Annotated in this window: 16 protein-coding genes; 8 read left to right on the top strand and 8 right to left on the bottom strand. The window is 60.5% G+C overall.

Annotated features, from left to right (window positions below):
• The first annotated feature begins 148 nt into the window (after nucleotides 1-148).
• From C4S68_RS03565 to C4S68_RS03545, 5 genes are all read left to right on the top strand, one after another.
• A complete protein-coding gene (locus C4S68_RS03565) occupies nucleotides 149-508 on the top strand; it encodes a rhodanese-like domain-containing protein (protein ID WP_160114981.1) in 360 nt (119 codons plus the stop codon).
• Nucleotides 509-512: 4 nt separating this feature from the next.
• Nucleotides 513-1,034 carry a TlpA family protein disulfide reductase gene (locus C4S68_RS03560; RefSeq protein WP_160114980.1) on the top strand — a complete coding sequence of 174 codons (522 nt, stop codon included), beginning with the start codon at nucleotides 513-515 and terminating at the stop codon, nucleotides 1,032-1,034.
• 45 nt (nucleotides 1,035-1,079) lie between these two features.
• A complete protein-coding gene (locus C4S68_RS03555) occupies nucleotides 1,080-2,426 on the top strand; it encodes an MGH1-like glycoside hydrolase domain-containing protein (protein ID WP_103931608.1) in 1,347 nt (448 codons plus the stop codon).
• Between the two features lie 35 nt (nucleotides 2,427-2,461).
• Nucleotides 2,462-3,241 carry a 3-oxoadipate enol-lactonase gene (gene pcaD, locus C4S68_RS03550; RefSeq protein ID WP_103931607.1) on the top strand — a complete coding sequence of 260 codons (780 nt, stop codon included), beginning with the start codon at nucleotides 2,462-2,464 and terminating at the stop codon, nucleotides 3,239-3,241.
• A 177-nt stretch (nucleotides 3,242-3,418) separates the two neighbouring features.
• Nucleotides 3,419-4,060 carry a TetR/AcrR family transcriptional regulator gene (locus C4S68_RS03545; protein ID WP_160114979.1) on the top strand — a complete coding sequence of 214 codons (642 nt, stop codon included), beginning with the start codon at nucleotides 3,419-3,421 and terminating at the stop codon, nucleotides 4,058-4,060.
• 3 nt (nucleotides 4,061-4,063) lie between these two features.
• On the opposite strand, the gene C4S68_RS03540 is transcribed toward C4S68_RS03545, so the two are convergent.
• Nucleotides 4,064-5,128, bottom strand: a complete 1,065-nt coding sequence (locus tag C4S68_RS03540; protein ID WP_103931605.1) for a PLP-dependent cysteine synthase family protein — start codon at nucleotides 5,126-5,128, stop codon at nucleotides 4,064-4,066.
• 134 nt (nucleotides 5,129-5,262) lie between these two features.
• Between C4S68_RS03540 and C4S68_RS03535 the strand changes: the two genes are divergently transcribed.
• Nucleotides 5,263-5,781 (top strand): Lrp/AsnC family transcriptional regulator, encoded by a 519-nt coding sequence (locus tag C4S68_RS03535; protein WP_103932161.1) that lies wholly within the window; start codon nucleotides 5,263-5,265, stop codon nucleotides 5,779-5,781.
• Between the two features lie 18 nt (nucleotides 5,782-5,799).
• Here the strand turns inward: C4S68_RS03535 and C4S68_RS03530 are convergent, their stop codons facing one another.
• The 3 genes from C4S68_RS03530 to C4S68_RS03520 all read right to left on the bottom strand — a co-directional run bounded on the left by C4S68_RS03530 (nucleotide 5,800) and on the right by C4S68_RS03520 (nucleotide 10,181).
• On the bottom strand, nucleotides 5,800-7,257 hold the full coding sequence (locus C4S68_RS03530) for a GH1 family beta-glucosidase (protein ID WP_103931604.1): 1,458 nt from the start codon (nucleotides 7,255-7,257) through the stop codon (nucleotides 5,800-5,802).
• Between the two features lie 116 nt (nucleotides 7,258-7,373).
• Complete coding sequence (locus C4S68_RS03525; RefSeq protein WP_235011323.1) at nucleotides 7,374-8,732, bottom strand: glycoside hydrolase family 125 protein; 1,359 nt, start codon at nucleotides 8,730-8,732, stop codon at nucleotides 7,374-7,376.
• A 177-nt stretch (nucleotides 8,733-8,909) separates the two neighbouring features.
• Nucleotides 8,910-10,181 (bottom strand): flippase, encoded by a 1,272-nt coding sequence (locus tag C4S68_RS03520; RefSeq protein ID WP_103931602.1) that lies wholly within the window; start codon nucleotides 10,179-10,181, stop codon nucleotides 8,910-8,912.
• Between the two features lie 255 nt (nucleotides 10,182-10,436).
• Between C4S68_RS03520 and rfbB the strand changes: the two genes are divergently transcribed.
• Both rfbB and rfbD read left to right on the top strand, forming a co-directional pair.
• A complete protein-coding gene (gene rfbB, locus C4S68_RS03515; RefSeq protein ID WP_103931601.1) occupies nucleotides 10,437-11,522 on the top strand; it encodes a dTDP-glucose 4,6-dehydratase in 1,086 nt (361 codons plus the stop codon).
• Nucleotides 11,523-11,561: 39 nt separating this feature from the next.
• Complete coding sequence (gene rfbD / locus C4S68_RS03510) at nucleotides 11,562-12,491, top strand: dTDP-4-dehydrorhamnose reductase (RefSeq protein WP_103931600.1); 930 nt, start codon at nucleotides 11,562-11,564, stop codon at nucleotides 12,489-12,491.
• A gap of 232 nt (nucleotides 12,492-12,723) precedes the next feature.
• Here the strand turns inward: rfbD and C4S68_RS03505 are convergent, their stop codons facing one another.
• The 4 genes from C4S68_RS03505 to C4S68_RS03490 all read right to left on the bottom strand — a co-directional run bounded on the left by C4S68_RS03505 (nucleotide 12,724) and on the right by C4S68_RS03490 (nucleotide 17,708).
• Nucleotides 12,724-13,779, bottom strand: a complete 1,056-nt coding sequence (locus C4S68_RS03505; RefSeq protein WP_103931599.1) for a YncE family protein — start codon at nucleotides 13,777-13,779, stop codon at nucleotides 12,724-12,726.
• Between the two features lie 57 nt (nucleotides 13,780-13,836).
• Nucleotides 13,837-16,824: an outer membrane beta-barrel protein gene (locus tag C4S68_RS03500; RefSeq protein WP_103931598.1), complete on the bottom strand. Its 2,988-nt coding sequence runs from the start codon at nucleotides 16,822-16,824 to the stop codon at nucleotides 13,837-13,839.
• A gap of 86 nt (nucleotides 16,825-16,910) precedes the next feature.
• Nucleotides 16,911-17,423 (bottom strand): hypothetical protein, encoded by a 513-nt coding sequence (locus C4S68_RS03495; RefSeq protein WP_103931597.1) that lies wholly within the window; start codon nucleotides 17,421-17,423, stop codon nucleotides 16,911-16,913.
• A 36-nt stretch (nucleotides 17,424-17,459) separates the two neighbouring features.
• Entirely contained in the window at nucleotides 17,460-17,708 is a 249-nt protein-coding gene (locus C4S68_RS03490; protein WP_103931596.1) for a hypothetical protein, read from the bottom strand.
• Between the last annotated feature and the right edge of the window lie 115 nt (nucleotides 17,709-17,823).

Raw genomic sequence — 17,823 nt, 5'->3', positions numbered from 1 at the left:
CCGCCATTCGTTCCGCCGTCTCGTTGCCAGGGCAGTTGTAGCTGCCGTTCTGATGAGTGCTGCGTTGCTGGGCTCGCGAACTCTCACGGCTCAAGCTCCAGCCGTGCCCGAGCATGTGCCCGCGTCCTCAGTGCCACAGGACCATCTCGTGCAGCCTGAAGTGTTCGCAGCCGAGTTGAAGTCCGGCGCTGCGAAGGGCCAGCTGATCTTCCAGGTGGGCTCGCGTGTTCTCTTTGAACAGGCGCACATTCCTCATGCCGAGTACATGGGCCCGACGGGCAAGCCGGAGGGACTGAACATCCTCGGAGCGCGGGCGGAAAACCTCGCGCCGGACCAGGACATCGTCCTGTATTGCGGCTGCTGCCCGTGGGCTCGTTGCCCCAACATCGCACCGGCATGGAACCTGCTGCATGACATGGGCTTCACGCACGTGCGCGTGCTCTATCTCGCGGACAACTTCGGCACGAACTGGGTCGCCAAGGGCTATCCGTCTGAGCCGAGCAAGTAGCGCCATGCAATTCGCGACTCGACTTCTCGTCTTCGCTGCGATGGTGCTGTTCGGTTCGAAAGCACGACCTGCGCCCGCAGCGGAATCCTTTCCTTTGCTGAACCACGCGGCTCCGGCCTTCACCCGTGACAGCATCGACCATCGTCCTATCAGTCTGTCTGCCTACCGAGGGCATGTGGTGCTGCTCAATTTCTGGGCGACGTGGTGCGGTCCGTGCCGGCTGGAGATTCCGCGCTTCATGGAGTGGCAACAGCGTTATGGGACCAGAGGTCTGCAGGTGCTCGGGGTCTCGATTGACGACGACCAGCCACCGGTGGATACCTATGTCCGAAAGACGAAGCTCAATTACCCGGTGATGATGGGCGATGCAAAGCTGGGACGCCTTTACGGTGGTGTGCTGGGTGTGCCGGTTACGATACTCATCGACCGCGACGGAGTGATCCGGGCGCGATTCGAGGGCGAAGCGGACCTCGATGCGATGGAAGCAAAGGTTGGGGAGCTGCTTCGTAAGAAGCGCGGTCGATAGGGATTGATGCGCAACCTGCGTGCGGTTTGAACGGAGAAGCAAACAATGAATCGACGCGATCTTCTTCGCTGCCTGTCCTTTGCCGGGGCGTCCTCGGTCGCGGCAACGTCCTTTGCAGCCGGTCCGGAGGCGAGCGAGGATGACGCGACCCTGCTGCTTCGCTACTTCACGCTGCACGCTCGTGATCTCCTCCGAAAGCCAGCGGGAGTGCTTCGCTTCCCCAGCATTGCACCTTCCCTGCCCGGCGCGACATACTCCGCCGACCTTTGGGACTGGGACACACTTTGGACCGCGCGTGGGTTGTTCGAGGTGGCCGATAGAACGAAGGATGCCGGGCTATCAAGCGAAGTAGCTCAACATGCACAAGGCAGCCTCGCGAACTTCTTCGATCACCAGAGCTCTGAAGGCCGTGTTCCCATGCTGATCACGATGAAGGACGCGGATCCGCTCGGATGCCTGAAGGGCTCGCGTCCTCACAAGGAGAACCAGGCAAAGCCGGTGCTGGCGCAACTTGCTCTGCTGGCGGCGGACCGCGGCCCGAAGGAGATGCGCGACGCGCGATGGTTCGAGCCATCACTTGCCAGACTGAGGCGCTTCTACGATTCGTGGAGGGCGGACAACCTGAGCCACACCGGCCTTCTGGTGTGGGGCGATGATGTGGCCATCGGCAATGACAACGACCCCACGACCTTTGGGCGGCCGTTCTTTTCGTCGGCCAATCTGCTGCTGAACTGCCTTTACTACCAGGATCTGAAGGCTGCCGCGGAGCTGTCGCGTCGCACGGGACACAGCACCGACGGAGAGCAGTACGAGCGCGAGGCTGCGGCTTTGGTCCGTGCAATCCAGCAGCATTGCTGGGACCCGCGCGACCGGTTCTTCTACACAGCGGACGTGCAGTGTGCCGATCGGCGCGCCGAGCTGATCCATGGCATTCCTCTGGGCATGGCGATGAGCTGGAGTTCCCTTCCGCTTCGGCTGCAGACCTTCACCGGCTTTCTTCCGATGTGGGCGGGCATCTGTACTGAGGATCAGAACCGGGCGCTTGCCGAGCACCTGCGAAATCAGCGTGGCCTGGGTGCGAGCTACGGCGTGCGAACGCTCTCGGCGGCTGAGCCGATGTACTCCCTTGCTGCAAGCAGCAACCCGAGCAACTGGCTGGGGCCCGTGTGGATCATCGCGAACTACCTGACCTGGAGCGGACTGGTCCGTGCAGGCTTTCGCGAACAGGCCAACGCCATGGCCTCGGCCACGATCAGCATGCTGGCGCGCGACCTTCGCCGCTCCGGATCGCTGAACGAGTACTACCATCCTGATAGAGGGGAGCCGCTGAGCCACGCGGGCTTCATGGACTGGAATTTGCTCGTGCTGGAGATGCTTCCGCAACACGGCTGAGCCCCCGGAGACAACCGCCGAAAGCACGGAACACGATGCCATTCTTCGAACACAACGACCTCCGCACCCACTACGAGTTCACACAGAATCCGGGCAGGCCTGTGCTGGTGTTTTCGAACTCCCTGGGAGCCACGCTGACCATGTGGGATGCACAGGTGGCGGAGCTCGCTGCGCACTACAGCATCCTTCGCTATGACGCGCGAGGCCATGGCGCGTCGTCCGTCCCTGAAGGGCCATACAACGTTGAACAGCTCAGCCAGGACCTGCTTGCACTGCTCGATCATCTTGGCCTGGAACGGGTTCATCTCTGCGGGCTCTCAATGGGCGGCGCTGTGGCGCAGTGGATCGGCGCCAACGCTGGAGATCGGCTGGCGAAGCTCGTCCTTGCCAGCACTGCGGCGAAGTTTGGAACTGCGGCTGGCTGGAATGAACGCATTGCCACGGTGCTTGAAGATGGCATGGTGTCGATCGCTGGGGCGACGATGGAGCGCTGGTTCACCGAAGGCTTTCGCTGGCGAGAGCGGGAACTCGTAGCGAAGGTGAGGCAGGAGTTCGAGAGCTGCGATCCTCTTGGCTATACCGCAGCCTGCGCGGTGGTGCGCGATGCGGACTCGCGTGGCAGCCTTGAACGAATCACCGCTCCTACGCTGATCATCTTCGGGCCACAGGATTCCACAACCACCGGCATCGACGCGGGGTTTCTCGCGGAGCATATTGCCGACTCGAAGGTCACGGAGGTGGATGGAGCCCACCTGCTCAATATCGAGCATCCGGAAGCCTTCAATCGTGCGCTTCGAGAGTTTCTCGGGGGCTGACCGGCGGCCTAGCTGGTTAGCGTCATCATCCGCAGTGACGGCGGCAGCTACAACGAAGGTTGTAGCCACATAATTGCGATGAGATGAAAGTCTTGCAACGGCTGGGGTTTGAGCGATAATCCCGGACAGATATCAGACGATTGCCGGATCGTCGCCCATAGAAAGACAATGGCCGCCATGCCGAAGAAGGAAGTAAGTGACAAGCCCGAAGCGTTCGGGCGTATTCTCGATGCCGCAACCGAACTGTTCCTGGAAGCCGGCTATGAAAGCACCGGCACGTCGGTGATCGCAAGCCGCGCGAAGGTCTCTAAGCGAGAACTTTACACACACTTCGGTGATAAGCGCGCTGTCCTGCATGCTGCGATAACGCGTCTGCAGGAAGAGATCGCCACCGAGATGAGGGCGGAGTGGTCTGTTGAAGGCGACATGAGTACAGTGCTGCTGCATGCCGGCGCAACGATCCACAGGCATGTCTCGTCACGGCGCTTCCGGCAGCTTTTCCGCATCGTAGCGGCAGAGTCCTTCCACGATCCCGCGATGGCTAAGCAGTTTTACAAGCTGGGGCCGGGGAGTGGGAGGATCGATACGAGCCGTTACCTGGCGAAGCAGATGAAGGCCAATTTCCTGCGTGAGGAGGATCCCCTGCGTGCTGCGGACGTATTCCTGGATCTCATCATCGGGGCCCGGACCATGACCGCTTCGGCCCTCGGGATCTCCGAGAGCGCGCCAGCGAAGAAACACATCGAACAAGCGGTGGGGTTGTTTCTCCGCTGCTATGCTCCTGAGCCCGCCGCAAAGAAGCGCCGCGGCCACGCGTAGCACCTACGCTGCGGCCGCAGTCCGGGCGATCACCCGATAATCCAGCAACTCGACGTGTGGGGCTACGTGATCGTCACGCACAGGCTCGTCTGCGAAGAGTGCCGTGCTCAGGTATTTCTTGTTGTCATCAGAGAAGATGGTAACGACCGGAGCATCGACGCCGAGCCGGTCCTGAGCCATCAGGGCCGCAAGGAAGTTACAGCCTGAAGAGATCCCGACGCCGAGCCCCAGCTTGCGAGCGAGCTTCTGCGCCATCAGGATCGAATCGCTGTCTGAGATGGCAAGGATCTCATCGAGCTGGCTGAGTTCAAGGATCGGCGGAATGAATTCATCGGAGATGCCCTGGATGCGATGCGAGCCGACCTTGTGGCCCGTGGAGAGCGTCGGCGACTCGGCTGGCTCGACAGGGTGGATGGCGATGCCGGGAACCTGATCCTTGAGATAGCTTCCCACGCCCATAATGGTGCCCCCGGTACCCACGCCCGCGACGAAGGCTGCCGGAGTCATGCCGATGCCCTGCATTTGCTCAAGGATCTCCGGCCCTGTGGTGCAACGATGTGCGTCGAGGTTCGCGCAATTGGCGAACTGGCGTGGCAGGAAGACGTTGGGCTCGCGCGCGGCAAGCTCCTGCGTCATGCGGATGCTGCCGAGGAAGCCACCCTCTTCCCTGGAGACGAGGACGATTTCGGCGCCGAAGCTCTGGATGAGCTTGACGCGCTCCTGGCTGAGCCAGTTGGGCATGTAGATGGTGGTGGGATGTCCGAGCGCACGTCCGATGGCCGCCAGGGAGATGCCGGTGTTGCCGCTGGTCGCTTCCGCGAGCCGATCACCCGGCTTCAGGGAACCATCGCGATACGCTGTCTCGAGAAGGTGCAGGGCCATGCGGTCCTTGATGGAGCCCGTCAGATTGAGGTGCTCGGCCTTCGCGTAGATCGTGCGGATCTGTCCATGCACCCGGAAGCGCACTGCGAACAGTGGCGTGTTGCCGACGAGATGCCGGAGCGGCTGAAAGGCTTCAGCGATGGAGGAACAGTTGGCGGGGAGCTGCGAAACAGCCTGGGCGGACATGTAATTACGGTAGGGGATTCTGCCGCTCCCGCACAGCGTTGACGTAAGGTGCTAGTGGCATTCTTCCTTATACTTTCAGGAAACATGTCCGAATTGCCATGGATCTGCAACCCAATCCGCCAGAAAGGCTCCAGATGACCCATACGACGCTTTCCGAACCCGAACTTGACGCGTACGACCGTGCGATCCTGCTCGCACTGCAAGAGAATGCGCGCACGCCCTTTGCAGAACTTGCGCGCCGCGTGGGCCTGTCTACGCCGTCGGTCATCGAGCGGGTTCGCAAGCTCGAGGATCGTGGTGTGATCCTCGGCTACAGGGCGATGGTCGACGTGGCGAAGATGGGACTGCCCGTGCGTGCCTTCGTGAAGGTGACGGTCGCGGGGGACAAGCTTGATCGCTTCGCGAAGATGACGACAAAGATTCCCGAGGTGCTCGAGTGCCACCGGGTAACGGGGGCGGAATCGTTCCTCGTACAGGTTGCGGCCCGTGACATGCAGCACATCCAGGAGGTCATCGATTCCATGATGCCGTACGTCTCGACCAACACGGCGATGGTGCTTGCATCGCCGGTGCCGTGGCGAGTGGTCGAAGCTCCCGCACCCGCACCGGCGCAACGGGTCATGCCGAGAGCTACGCGGCGAACGCGTGCGTAGCTCCCGGTGACGGAGCATCTACACGATGCGATTCTGCATAACGATGTTCCGATAGAGGTGTGCGGATAGCTTGGGCGTGCGCTTCTGCGTCTTGTAGTCCACGTAGACGATGCCAAAACGCTTGTCGTAGCCATCCGCCCATTCAAAGTTGTCCAACAGGCTCCAGACAAAGTAGCCCTTTACCGGCGCACCATCCGTGATGGACCGTTGCAGCTGGTTGAGGTAGTTGCGCAGGAACATCGCGCGGTCGATGTCGAGCACCTCACCGTGGGGTGTCATCAGATCGGCTGCGGAGGCGCCGTTCTCGGTGATGTAGATCGCCCTGGGCTGCCACGTGCGGCCGACGAGGAGCGGCACCCAGTACAGGGCTTCGGGCCCGACCGTGAGCCAGGGACTCGCCATGCGCGGATACGTAGGCGAGGGATGCACGACGGTGTAGCCAGCCGGGGTGTCAGCCGCCTTGATGTACATCGGGTTGTAGATGTTGAGACCGACAAAGTCGAGGGGGCTGCTGATGGCTTTCATCTCAGCGTCGGTGAACTTTGGAGCGGAGCCGCCGAGTTGCGCCAGATAGCGTTCGGTGTACCTGCCTTCGAAGATCGCGGTCAGGAAGGGTGCGTTCTCCTCGCGCAGAGCGGCCTCAGCGGCATGGATGTTGGCCGCATCGGGGATGACCGGGGTGGCCGCAGCAGGGTTCTCCGCGAGACCGATCATCGTGCCCGGCCTGGCATGCGCTCGAAGGGCCTGCACAGCCAGGCCATGCGCCAGCACACCATGATGCTTCACCTGGGCGACACCTTGCGCATCGAGCTTCAATCCCGGCGCATGGACACCATTGGCATAACCGAGCTCCGTGAAGGACCGGATCTCGTTGGTGGTCATGAAGTGGCTTACGCGGTCTGAGAGCTTCGAGCCTACGACGGCGGCGTAATCGGCGAAATGCTGGGCCGTATCGCGATTCTGCCAGCCGCCCTTGTCCTCGAGGGCCTGCGGAAGATCCCAGTGAAAGAGCGTGCAGTAAGGCTCGATACTCGCCTCGCGAAGCGCGTCGACGAGGCGCTGATAGTAGCCCAGGCCCTCGGCGTTGGGATTGCCTGTCGCCAAGCCATCGGGGAAGATACGCGTCCAAGAAACGGAAAAGCGATAGCCCTTGACGCCGAGATCCCGCATCAGGGCGATGTCTTCTTTGAAGCGATGGTACTGGTCCGCCGAGACATCGCCGGTATCGCCGTTAGCTACCTTGCCGGGGATGTGCGAGAAGGTGTCCCAGATGGACTTGCCACGGCCGCCCAGGTTCGCTGCTCCCTCGACCTGATACGCAGCCGTGGCGGTGCCCCAAACGAAGCCTTGAGGGAAGCTGCCTCCCTGCGCTGCGGGTGAAGCTGGCGAACGAGCAGCGTGCGCTGGGGCTTCTAGCAAAGGAGTTGCGGCTGCGGCTAGCGCGAGCTTCGCGAGCTCGCGGCGGTTCATCGACATCTTCAGATTCTCCGGGTTTCGTGCGTGGGCAACAAGTGCCTGCACGTTGCCGCAGCCATCCTAAACGGATCGGCTGAATCGTGCGAAGGAAAACGTTTGAGCAGAGGCTGGAAGCTTTAGCGCTGCAATAGCTCGGGCTTCGACATGGCGACCTTCGCTACGAGCTCTCCAAACAGCGTGTTGGCCCATGCGAACCACGACCGCGTGAAGCGGGTTACGTCGTCCTTGTTGTAGCTCTCGTGCATGAAGCCAGTGCCGGCGGTGGAAGCTTTGAGCCTCTGCACCGCCTGACGAATCTCGTCGTCGGAGTTGCTGGTGAGAGCGTAGATGATCTGCGACATCGGCCAGACACTGTCCCTGCCGACGTGAGGGCCGCCGATTCCCTCCCCTGCGCTACCGCGGAAGAACCACGGGTTACGTTCGCTCCACAGCATGGATCGCGTGCGCAGGTATAGAGAAACATCGGGCGAACTCTCGATGTACGGGAGGCCAAGCAGACTGGGGACGTTTGCATCGTCCATCAGCACCTGCCCGCCGAAACCATCCACCTCATAAGCCCACACCGTGCCTTGCGGCGTGTCCACGATGGCGTGTTCCTTGAGAGCTGCCGACACTTCGTTGGCCAACGCCGTGGCCTGGTTGGCCATCGCAGCGTCGAAGAGAATGTCGTTGGCCATCTTCGCCAGTTGCTGGAGGCTCGTGACGGCAAAGAGGTTTGAAGGGACGAGGAAAGGAAGGAGGCACGCATCGTCTGACGGCCGGAAGCATGAGGCGATCAGGCCCACCGGATTCCCGGGCGAACCGATGCCATTGATCAGAGTGTCAGTGGGATTTTCCGCGTTGCGCTGGAAGCGGTAAGGCCCGTCTCCGTGCTTCCTCTGTTGCACGCGCATGGTGTTCAGAACGGCAAGCATCGCCTTCTTCCAGCGCGTGTCGAAGGGGCTGGTATCTCCCGTGGCACGCCAGTACCCATGCGCCAACCGGATCGGATAGCAGAGCGAGTCGAGTTCGTACTTGCGCTCGCCGACACCCTGCTTCATCTCGGTGCGGTCCTTCACGCTCCACTCCAGTGGCGGCGCATTGAGGTCTGCCATAAAGGCGTTCGCGTAGGTGTCGATCAGCAGACAACGAGCCTGGCGGCGGATAACGCCTTCGATCAGGGCACGAAGGCGCGTGTCTTCCTTGAGCAACGGAAGATATGGCCAGACCTGGGCGGAGGAGTCGCGCAGCCACATGGCTGCGATGTCGCCGGTGAGGACGGCAGTGTCGGGCTTGCCTTCAAACGTGCCTGGCTGGACGGTTGTGTCCAGCGTATTCGGATAGCAGTTGCGAAAGATCCAGGCGAGCTCAGGATCAGGGATGCGCGCCGACACTCGGTCCAGGAAAGCCTCGACCGCCGGGCTCGAGAACTTGCGATCGGCCTGACTGGGGCGCTTCGAGGGGTACGAGCCAGCCGCGGGAAGCATTGCGCCCATGGCACTCCATGCGGGCCTGGCAGCCATCACGCCGGAAACTCCCACTGCTTTCAGAAAGGTCCGCCTGCTGCGATCATTCCAGCGATTCATCCTACCGAGTATGCCTGATGGAGAGGTACCTCGGCACGCCACTTGAGCATAAGGAACCCGATGCCCGGCGAATGCCGGAGTTACGATTCAGGCTTGTGACGCCGCGGCCCGCCAGCGTCGTTCCTGCGATCGCATGAGCCACAGTACCGAGATCCAGTTCAGCGCCGCTAATGTTCCATCGGAGATCAGACTCGCCGCAGCCGCGCCCCTCCAGGAGTAATGCGGTATGAGCCATAGATTCAAGCCCACGTTGAGGAGGGCGACAAAGACCTGCTGCACCGTTCTGTACCACTGCGACACCGACGCGGTGAGGGTCATACCGCCGGCGTAATGCAGGGAGCGTATCAAAGGCAGCAGGCATAGCCACCGAAGCGCGGCGACCGATCCGGCAAAGCTCTGGCCAAAGATATAAGGCAGCAGGCCTGCTGAAACGAACATCAATCCCGCAGCGGCCAGAGAGAACGGTATAGTCTTGCGCGAGATCTTGAGCGCCATCTGCATCGCGTAGCGCATTCCCTTGGCTCCTTCGCGGAAGAACGCTGGAAATGCTGCAGAATAGACGCTGTAGATCGGTGAACTTGCAACATCGACGATGCGATATGCCGCGGAATATGTACCCGCCGCCTCGTCCATACCGCGGCTGACCAGAATCGTCTTATCGATGTCGTTGTAGATCGAAATCGAGCTGTTCGAGGTCATGAAGCCGAGCCCTTCCACCAGGCTCCGACGATCGATGTGCCCTCTCCCCGCGGGACCGATGTAGATCGTAACCAGTGCGAACGCAACCACCGCCGAGACCATCGAGGCGATCCAGTACACGTGCGTCCAGGTCTGCGCCGAGGATGGCATCTTCGTGAAGAGCACGTAGCCGTAAAGGCAGGCCGCAGTGATCGCCTTGCTCACATTCGTCAGGACAGAGACGTTCGCACTGCGGGCAAAATCTCCCACACCCTGGAACGCTTTGCTCGCCATCAAGGCGATCTTCGCAAACAACAGATCAGCGACCGCAATTCCCGGGATCAGGTGGTACACACTCTTGTCGAGGAAGAAACGTCCCAACGCAAGCGACGCCGTCGTCGTCACCACGAAGCCCAGCAGAATGACCCTGAGGGACGTACCCCAATACCTGGCAAAGTGCTCGCGGTCGCGACTCACATCCCGGACGAGGATGAGTTCCATGCCCATCGTACTGAACTGACCGAAGACGCTGAGGAAACTGGCGACGCCAACAAATAGACCGTATTGCGTGCTTCCAATGGCTCTTCCGATCAGCACGAAGTAGACGGCCTGAAAACCAAGCGAGAGGAAGTTTCCTCCCATCATCCACAAGGTATCCCGCTTGAGAGTTCCTCCGGCCATTCGCCTCCCCGGGCGTCCAACTGCAGCGTATCTGTTCCCCGTGCCAGGGAACCCGTCGAATGAAAGTCTTTGATTTCGGGGGAACCTGCTGGATTGTCAGTGTATCGCAGGCAGCCGCGATGAGGATGCCGGCCTGGCATTACCTGATGGTGCGGAGCATGCCGCTACAATGAACCAGAATCAAGTGTTCAGTGGTTGGCAATCACACTCGATTGCGCTGGAATCAGGCGCACATTTCTTCACGGAGGCGATCTCATGAGCGATCCCCACAACGCCCCCATTCTCGTGACCGGCGGCGCTGGTTTCATCGGCGCAAACTTTGTCCTCGACTGGTTTGCGATCGGGGCAGGACCGCTGGTTAACCTGGACAAACTTACCTACGCTGCGAATCCACTTACGCTCAGTTCTCTCGAAGGCAATCCTGATTACACCTTTGTCCACGGCGACATCTGCGATGGAGAGCTGCTTCGCGGGCTCTTCCAAAGGCACCGCTTCCGTGCCATCGTCCATTTCGCAGCCGAGAGCCACGTGGATCGTTCCATCCTCGGACCGGAAGCTTTTCTCAAGACAAACATCGATGGCACCTTCCAGCTGCTGAAGGCTGCACGTGAACACTACGACACTCTCGATGGCGCCGAGCGGGCCGCATTCCGCTTTCATCACGTCTCGACGGACGAAGTCTATGGGACGCTCGAGCCCCAGGATCCCGCGTTCCACGAGAACACGCCCTACGCACCCAACAGCCCCTATGCCGCTTCCAAGGCGGCCAGCGATCACCTCGTGCGCGCGTGGCACCATACCTATGGCCTGCCCACGACCATGACGAACTGCTCGAACAATTACGGGCCGTATCATTTCCCTGAGAAGCTGATCCCGCTAATGATCCTCAACGCTCTCGACGGCAAGCCATTACCGGTCTACGGCGATGGGCAGCAGGTGCGCGACTGGCTGTACGTCAAGGATCACTGCTCTGCCATTCGCACTGTGCTCGAAAAGGGGCGAGTCGGAGAGACGTATAACGTCGGCGGCTGCAACCAGCGCGCGAATCTTGACGTTGTGAACACGCTCTGCGCGCTGCTCGATGAGCTTGTGCCCGAGTCCAAGTATCGTCCCCACTCCCAGCTCATCCGCTTCGTGCAGGATCGTCCCGGCCATGACCGCCGTTATGCCATCGACGCAACGAAGATCGAAGGTGAACTTGGTTGGCATCCGCAGGAGAGCTTCGAGACCGGCTTGCGCAAGACGGTCTCCTGGTATCTCGAGAACACCGAATGGATCGACTCCGTGAAGAGCGGCGAATACCTCAAGTGGATCGACACCAACTACAGCGATCGTGCCTAGGACTCGAATTCACTCATGACCTCTTTGGACAGGCCTGGCATGCAGGTTCCCCGCCCCGTTCTGATTACAGGCGCCACCGGTCAGGTGGGTGGCGCCCTGGTATCGCTGCTGCGAGAAACAGGCCGCCCGCTGTTGACGCCCGGGCGCCACGATCTAGACCTCAGCGACCCCGACTCCATTCGGACCTACATCCGTGCTCACGAGCCGGGCTGGATTCTCAATCCTGCGGCCTACACGCAGGTAGACAAAGCTGAGTCCGATGAAGCGTCTGCAGCAGCGATCAATGCGATCGCCCCCGGGATCATCGGCGAAGCGGCAGCCTCGGTCGGGGCGGGTGTCGTGCACTTCTCGACTGACTACGTGTTTTCCGGCGAGGGTACGATCCCGTGGAAGGAAGACGACCCCAAGGCACCTCAGAATGTCTATGGGGCGACGAAGCTTGCAGGCGAGCAGGCTCTGGCTGCGAGTGGAGCTCCACATGTGATCTTCAGAACGAGTTGGGTCTATGCCGCGGGCGGAAAGAACTTCCCTCTCACGATTCTTCGACTGGCAGGCGACCGGGCTCAGATGAACATCGTGGCCGACCAGATCGGAGCTCCTACGCTGGCCGACGATCTGGCTGCCCTTACACTCCACACGATCGTTGCAGCAGAGCGCGGGGGTGACCCTGGCGACGTGCTCAGAACCGGCCTGGGGGGCGTCTATCACGCCTGCAATGCGGGAGAGACATCATGGTGTGGTTTCGCCAATGAGGTCCTTCGCCTTGCGCAGCAGTGCGAACCAAAGAAGACCTTCGCGAAGCTGGTTCCAATTCCCACGAGCGACTATCCAACGCCGGCGAAGAGGCCGCTCAACTCACGCTTGAACTGCCATCGCATTCACAAAGACCTGGGTTTCGTTATGCCCACCTGGACAAGCGGCACGGAACGGTTTATCAGTCAGCTCTTCCCTGACACCCGAAGAGATTGATTTCTCCCCTCAATCTGACGTCGAGGAAATAGAGATCGTAATTTGACCGAGTCGTTCCGCTGACTCCCGTGATCACGAGCGTCGACGTCATGGTGGAGATGCGGCGATTGACGCCGCATCTGGCCGTTGGCAGAAGACGTGGGCCGTGGTGCGCGAATCCCAGAGTTTTCAGGGCTTCAGACGGCTGTCATCTGTTCTTCTCCCATCCGCTCTGCACCAGGAAGAGATTTGCCTATGGATTGACCTTGTAGACCAGCAACGCCGCAACGTCGACATCCGTCTTTGGATGGATGACGAACAACTGGTGGAGCGAGGGCACATACGCGGAGGTCTTGCCTCCGTTGGTGGGCAGGTTGAGAAGCTCCGTGTAGCGGTCCGGTGTGTCCTCGTGGAAGACGCTCAAGCCACCGAGTCCCGAGACATAGACTCGCTTACTGGAGGCATCGAAGATCATGTCGTCGTTCACGTTCACGCACGGCATCTGCGCGACGACCTTGCCGGTATTCACATCGAAGACATAGAAAAGGCCGGGGTTGCGGCCGGCGACAAAAAGCCGGCCTGTGGCCTTATCCATAGACATCGCTGTGTTCTTGTTGAGGCCATCGACGGTCCAGATCGCGATGACCTTGTTCGCTTCGAGGTCGACAACTCCAATCTCTCGCTTGTCGCGGATGTTGACGTAGAGGCGGCGGTGCGCGTCATCGACGACGATGCTCTCCACGTTATTTCCAGGAATGTCGATGTTCGCGATGATCTTGCCAGCTTCCGGCGAGAAAACAGAGATCGTTGAGTTGGGGAGATCCGCCGAGGCGCCACCGTTGCCGATGTAGAGCAATCGCGTGGCAGCGTCATAGTAACCCGCATCGGGCGAGTCTCCTTTGCCGGTCGCAGAGCCATCGACGAGCTGTATGCGATCAATGCGGTGGAAGTCGGAAGGATCGACCACCAGCAGCGAGGAGTCGCCACCATCGCACACCAATAGTTCATCCTTCTTCGCATCGAAGGCCAGCGTGTGGGGGGTCTTATAGCCGCTCAGGCTGCGCAGGTGCTCGCCGGTGTGCAGGTCGAACATCTCAACGGAGTGGTGTACCTCGGCAGAGACGAAGAGGTGGTTGCGCTTGAGATCGACGGCGAAGTGGTCGAAGTCCCCGGTGATCTCCGGCAGGTAGATCGTCCGCAGCAGCGTGACGGGCGTCTCCGCGAAAGCGGGATGGAAAACAAGAGAGAACAGAGCGACAGCAGCGATGCCAAGCGGAAGCTTAAGCGTGGGAGTGAGGGACAGTTTCACATTTCCTCCAGGAAAAGTGGCCCTCCACGAATGATGCCGTGGAGGGCCGGGGAAGACTTAGTATTCGAACTTCAGCATGAACTGAAGTTCGCGAGGCGTTCCGGTACCTGTTGGTACCGTATTGAACGAGCTGGTGATGACGCCGAAGGAGCTGGTGCCCACCGTGGCGCCCGGCGTGCCATACTGCGCGCGGTTGAGGATGTTGAAGGCTTCCGCACGGAAGTTGAGCGCCATGCCCTCGCGGATCGCGAACCGCTTACTCAGCGCAGGGTCGATCTGCCAGAGTCCGGGAGCGCGGCCGTAGTTGCGTGGCGTGTTACCCCACGTGCCGTTTGCGGGCGTAGAGAACGCCGCAGCGTTGAACCAGTTCTGCGGTGTGCGATTGGTGGGATACAACGGCTGCCCAGGCACAAGATTAGGACGTTGGTTCTTGTTCAGCTGATCGGGCAATGCGGTCGTCGCACGGCTGATGAGGATATTGACCGGCAGGCCAGAGCGAGCGTCTGCAATACCGCTCAACTGCCATCCGCCAAGAAGAGTGTTGGCCAGCGAAGGGACGTCGCCGAGCAGCGCGTGACCGCGACCAATGGGCAGGTCCCACACCAGGCTGGTCGTGAAGTAGTGGCGCATGTCCTTGTCGCTGGAGGCTCGCTCGCAGCGCAGGCAGTTGAAGTTCTGCGGGATATCAGCCTCGCCGCCACCGACACCGCCGCCATCAATGGAGTGCGACCATTGATAGTTGGCTTCAACGAACAGGCCAGGATGAATGTTGCGCTGAATCGTCGCATCCAGGGCATGGTACGTTGCATGATTGAAGCTGCCGCGGTAGTCCAGCGTGGAGTACCCAGCATAGGGACGCGTGTTCGTGTTGGGGTTGATGCCATTGAGCGTCCAATCAGAGAAGGCGTGTGACTGCGAATCTCCGATGTACGTGAGCGTCACCTGCGTCCGCGGCAGCACCTCGTGCTGCACGGAGAGCGTCCATTCGTCGATCTGCAGGTCCTTGCGGTTACGAGGGGAAGCAGCCGGGCTGTAGCTTTCCGAGATAGCGCCGGTGTAAGTGCCAAGCGGATAGCTGAGGCCCGGAGCCTGCTGCTGCGTCAGCGTGTAGCTCGCTGCGGTGATGTTGCCTACCGGCTGACCAAGATTCCCGAACTGGCCGTTGCCGTCATAGATTCCGAAGCCCGAGCGCACCACGGTCTTGCCATGCAACGCCGTCGGCGACCACGTAACGCTGATCCGCGGCGAGAAGTCCAGCAGGTTGGGACTGTACCATTGTGTCCCCGCCGGGCAGGTGACGGTAGGGCACGTCAAGGGGTCGACCAGCACACCCCGACCAAGCACCTCGTGGTCCACGCCAAAGTATTCGTAGCGCAAGCCCACGTTCCACATCAGGTTCGGACGCATCTGGTACTGATCGAGGATGTAGCCAAAGTACTCCGTCATGCGCTGGCCAGTGAGCGGCACCGAGCCCTTGTAGCTGTCGCTGTCGATCAGGTCGTTCTGGAAGCTCTGCAGACTCGTGAAAGAGATCGTCTGGTTGAAGGTGTTCGGCGAGGACTTGTTCTCCTGGATGCGACGAATGTAGACGCCTGCCTTCAGCGTGTGGCGGCCCTTGGTGTAGGTGAGATCGTCCACCGTGTTGAAGCTATTATCGAAGCGCACCGAGCCGCTGGGATTGCCGAAGGCGGAGAGCCCCGAGACGGAGACCGCGATAGGCAGCGCAGTGCTCTGACCCTGCGTGAATGCCGCGCGATTTACGCCGAACTTGAAGTCATTGAGCAGGCGTGGAGAAAACGTACGCTGCAAGTCGACAACGACGTTTGGCGTCGTCAGGGTCGTGAAGCCTGTATCAGTGAGGTATCCGTTTCCTGCGCTGTACGGAGCAGTGTTGACGAAGTGGTCCGTCATATAGCGGACGGAGAGCGCAGTCTTCGCATCGACCTGGTAATCGAAGCGAGCGAGGCCGGAGTCTTCCGTCTGCGTATTCTTGCCGTTGCCATACCAGATGTTCTCACTGGCGTTGGAGGTGGTAACGGTAGAGGTCGGAAACGCATTGACAATGGGAGCGAGTTGGGGGGACGTGGCGAGAACCGCAGCCCTGTAGGAGGCGCTCGGCACGTAGCCGTTGATGGGCTGATTGATGTCCTGGCGCAGCGACTCCCAATTGACGAAGAAGAACATCTTCCTGCTGCGCCACGCTGGGCCGCCCAAGTTCGCTCCGAAGTTGTTCAAGTGCAGCGCGGGGAGGCCTGTTGCGGCGCCCCACGGTGCGGCATCGAAGACACTGTTGCGGATGAATTCCCACATGGCGCCATGGAAGCGATCGCCGCCGCTGCGGGATACGAGTTCCATCTGCCCCCCGGGCTCACCGCCCTGATCTGCGCTGTACACCGCAGCATTGGCGCGAAACTCAGCCAGTGCTTCGGTGGAAGGCTGCAAGCGGATTGTGACCTTTTGATAGGAGTGATTGACGCCAGACATGTCCACACCATCCAGGTGATAGACATTGTCCTCGTCGGAGAGGCCGACGAAGCGCATCTGGTCCTGCGAGCCAGTACCCGAATCGATCACGCCAGGAGTAATCGTCATCAAGCTCACCCAGTTACGCCCATTGAGCGGCACCGAGCGAATTTGGCCGCCCTGGACAACGATGCCCAATGCCGCGGAGTTCTTGTCGAGACCCGTGTCAGCCGAGATGACCTCCACCTGTGTCGAGACGCTCTCCGGTCGCAAAGTGACGTTCAATATAAGGGTCTGGCCCACATTGAGTTGAAACGCTTCGACGTGGATGGGCTCGAAGCCCTTCGCCGTGATCTCCGCCGTGTAGTTACCCACGCGCAATGCGGAGATCGTGTAGACGCCTGCGCCACTCGTGGCGGTCTGATGCGCGATGGCCGTATCGGCAGCGGAAACAACTACGCTGGCGCCCGGAACGCGGGCACCCATCGAATCCTCGATGGTACCCGTCACTGTAGCGCGGTCGGTCTGGGCCGACGACGACATCACGCAGGAAAACAGCAACAAGAAAATGAGCTTTCGCACGTCACACTCCTGAAAGAACTGTTCGGCTCCGTCTCTGGTCGAAGCGCCCGCATTCTGCGCATGCCGCCCCGACGCAACGGCTCCGGCTATCGGTACAACGACTCTTTGCTGGGGATCTGGCGCTGCAACTCATCGCGGATCGCAAGACCGATATGCATGGCCTCGCTTTCGCTGGCAGCATCCGCGTAGGGCACTTCCATCACAAGCAAACCGCCGCCGATGTCGCGGCCGGCCTTGTCGTGGACGGGTATCGCGAGGTCGAAGAACTTACCCTTCTCATCACGCAGCAGATGAGGCTTGCCCGCGGCAAGAATCTCCATATCAGAAGCGGAGTTTTTCTTGCCGATCTTCTCCGGCAGATTCGAAGCGATGATCACGTTGTCGCTGGCCTGTGGAGGCACCGCATGCAAACCAATCTTTTGGATCTGGCTGCTGTGCCTCTTCATCGCGGCAACGACGATCTTCTCCGCATACGGCGCCGAGACGCGGATGTAGTTGGAGGGGAGTGTTTGCGGCTGCTGTGCCGACGAAGGTAGGAATGCCGCAGCAGAGAAAAGCACGATTGCAGGGCAGAGGAAACGAAAACGCTGAGAGTTCATTGGAGCGGTTCTCCTTTGGAGGTATTGGGATAACGGTTACTTGCTCTGCGCTCCCCAAGGCTGGTCTGGCATCAGCTCATGCAGTACATGGCCTACGCTGCCACTGGGCGCCTGGATATGGAGTATGGCTGCGAGGGTCGGGGCAACGTCGCTGATGCCCACGGTCTCGGTGTAGGTGCCCGCGTGAATCAGACCGCCATAGAAGATCAGCGGCACGGCCGCGCCCGCAGGAATCTGCGGTGACAGAAGCGCCAATAGGACAAGAGTGTTGCAGATCTTTTTCATCCCGTTCTCTCTCCGGGTCAGTCGAATGCCTCATCACTGCGTCATTGCAGCGCGATGCGGCACACAGACTCTGCGGAACTGAAGCCATTCAAGCGAACGAGGCTTAGGGGAAGCT

Source organism: Bryocella elongata (assembly GCF_900108185.1).
In the GTDB taxonomy this organism is placed as follows: domain Bacteria; phylum Acidobacteriota; class Terriglobia; order Terriglobales; family Acidobacteriaceae; genus Granulicella; species Granulicella elongata.
The sequence above is the reverse complement of the archived record's forward strand: the minus strand, read 5'-3'. Positions and strand labels throughout refer to the sequence as shown.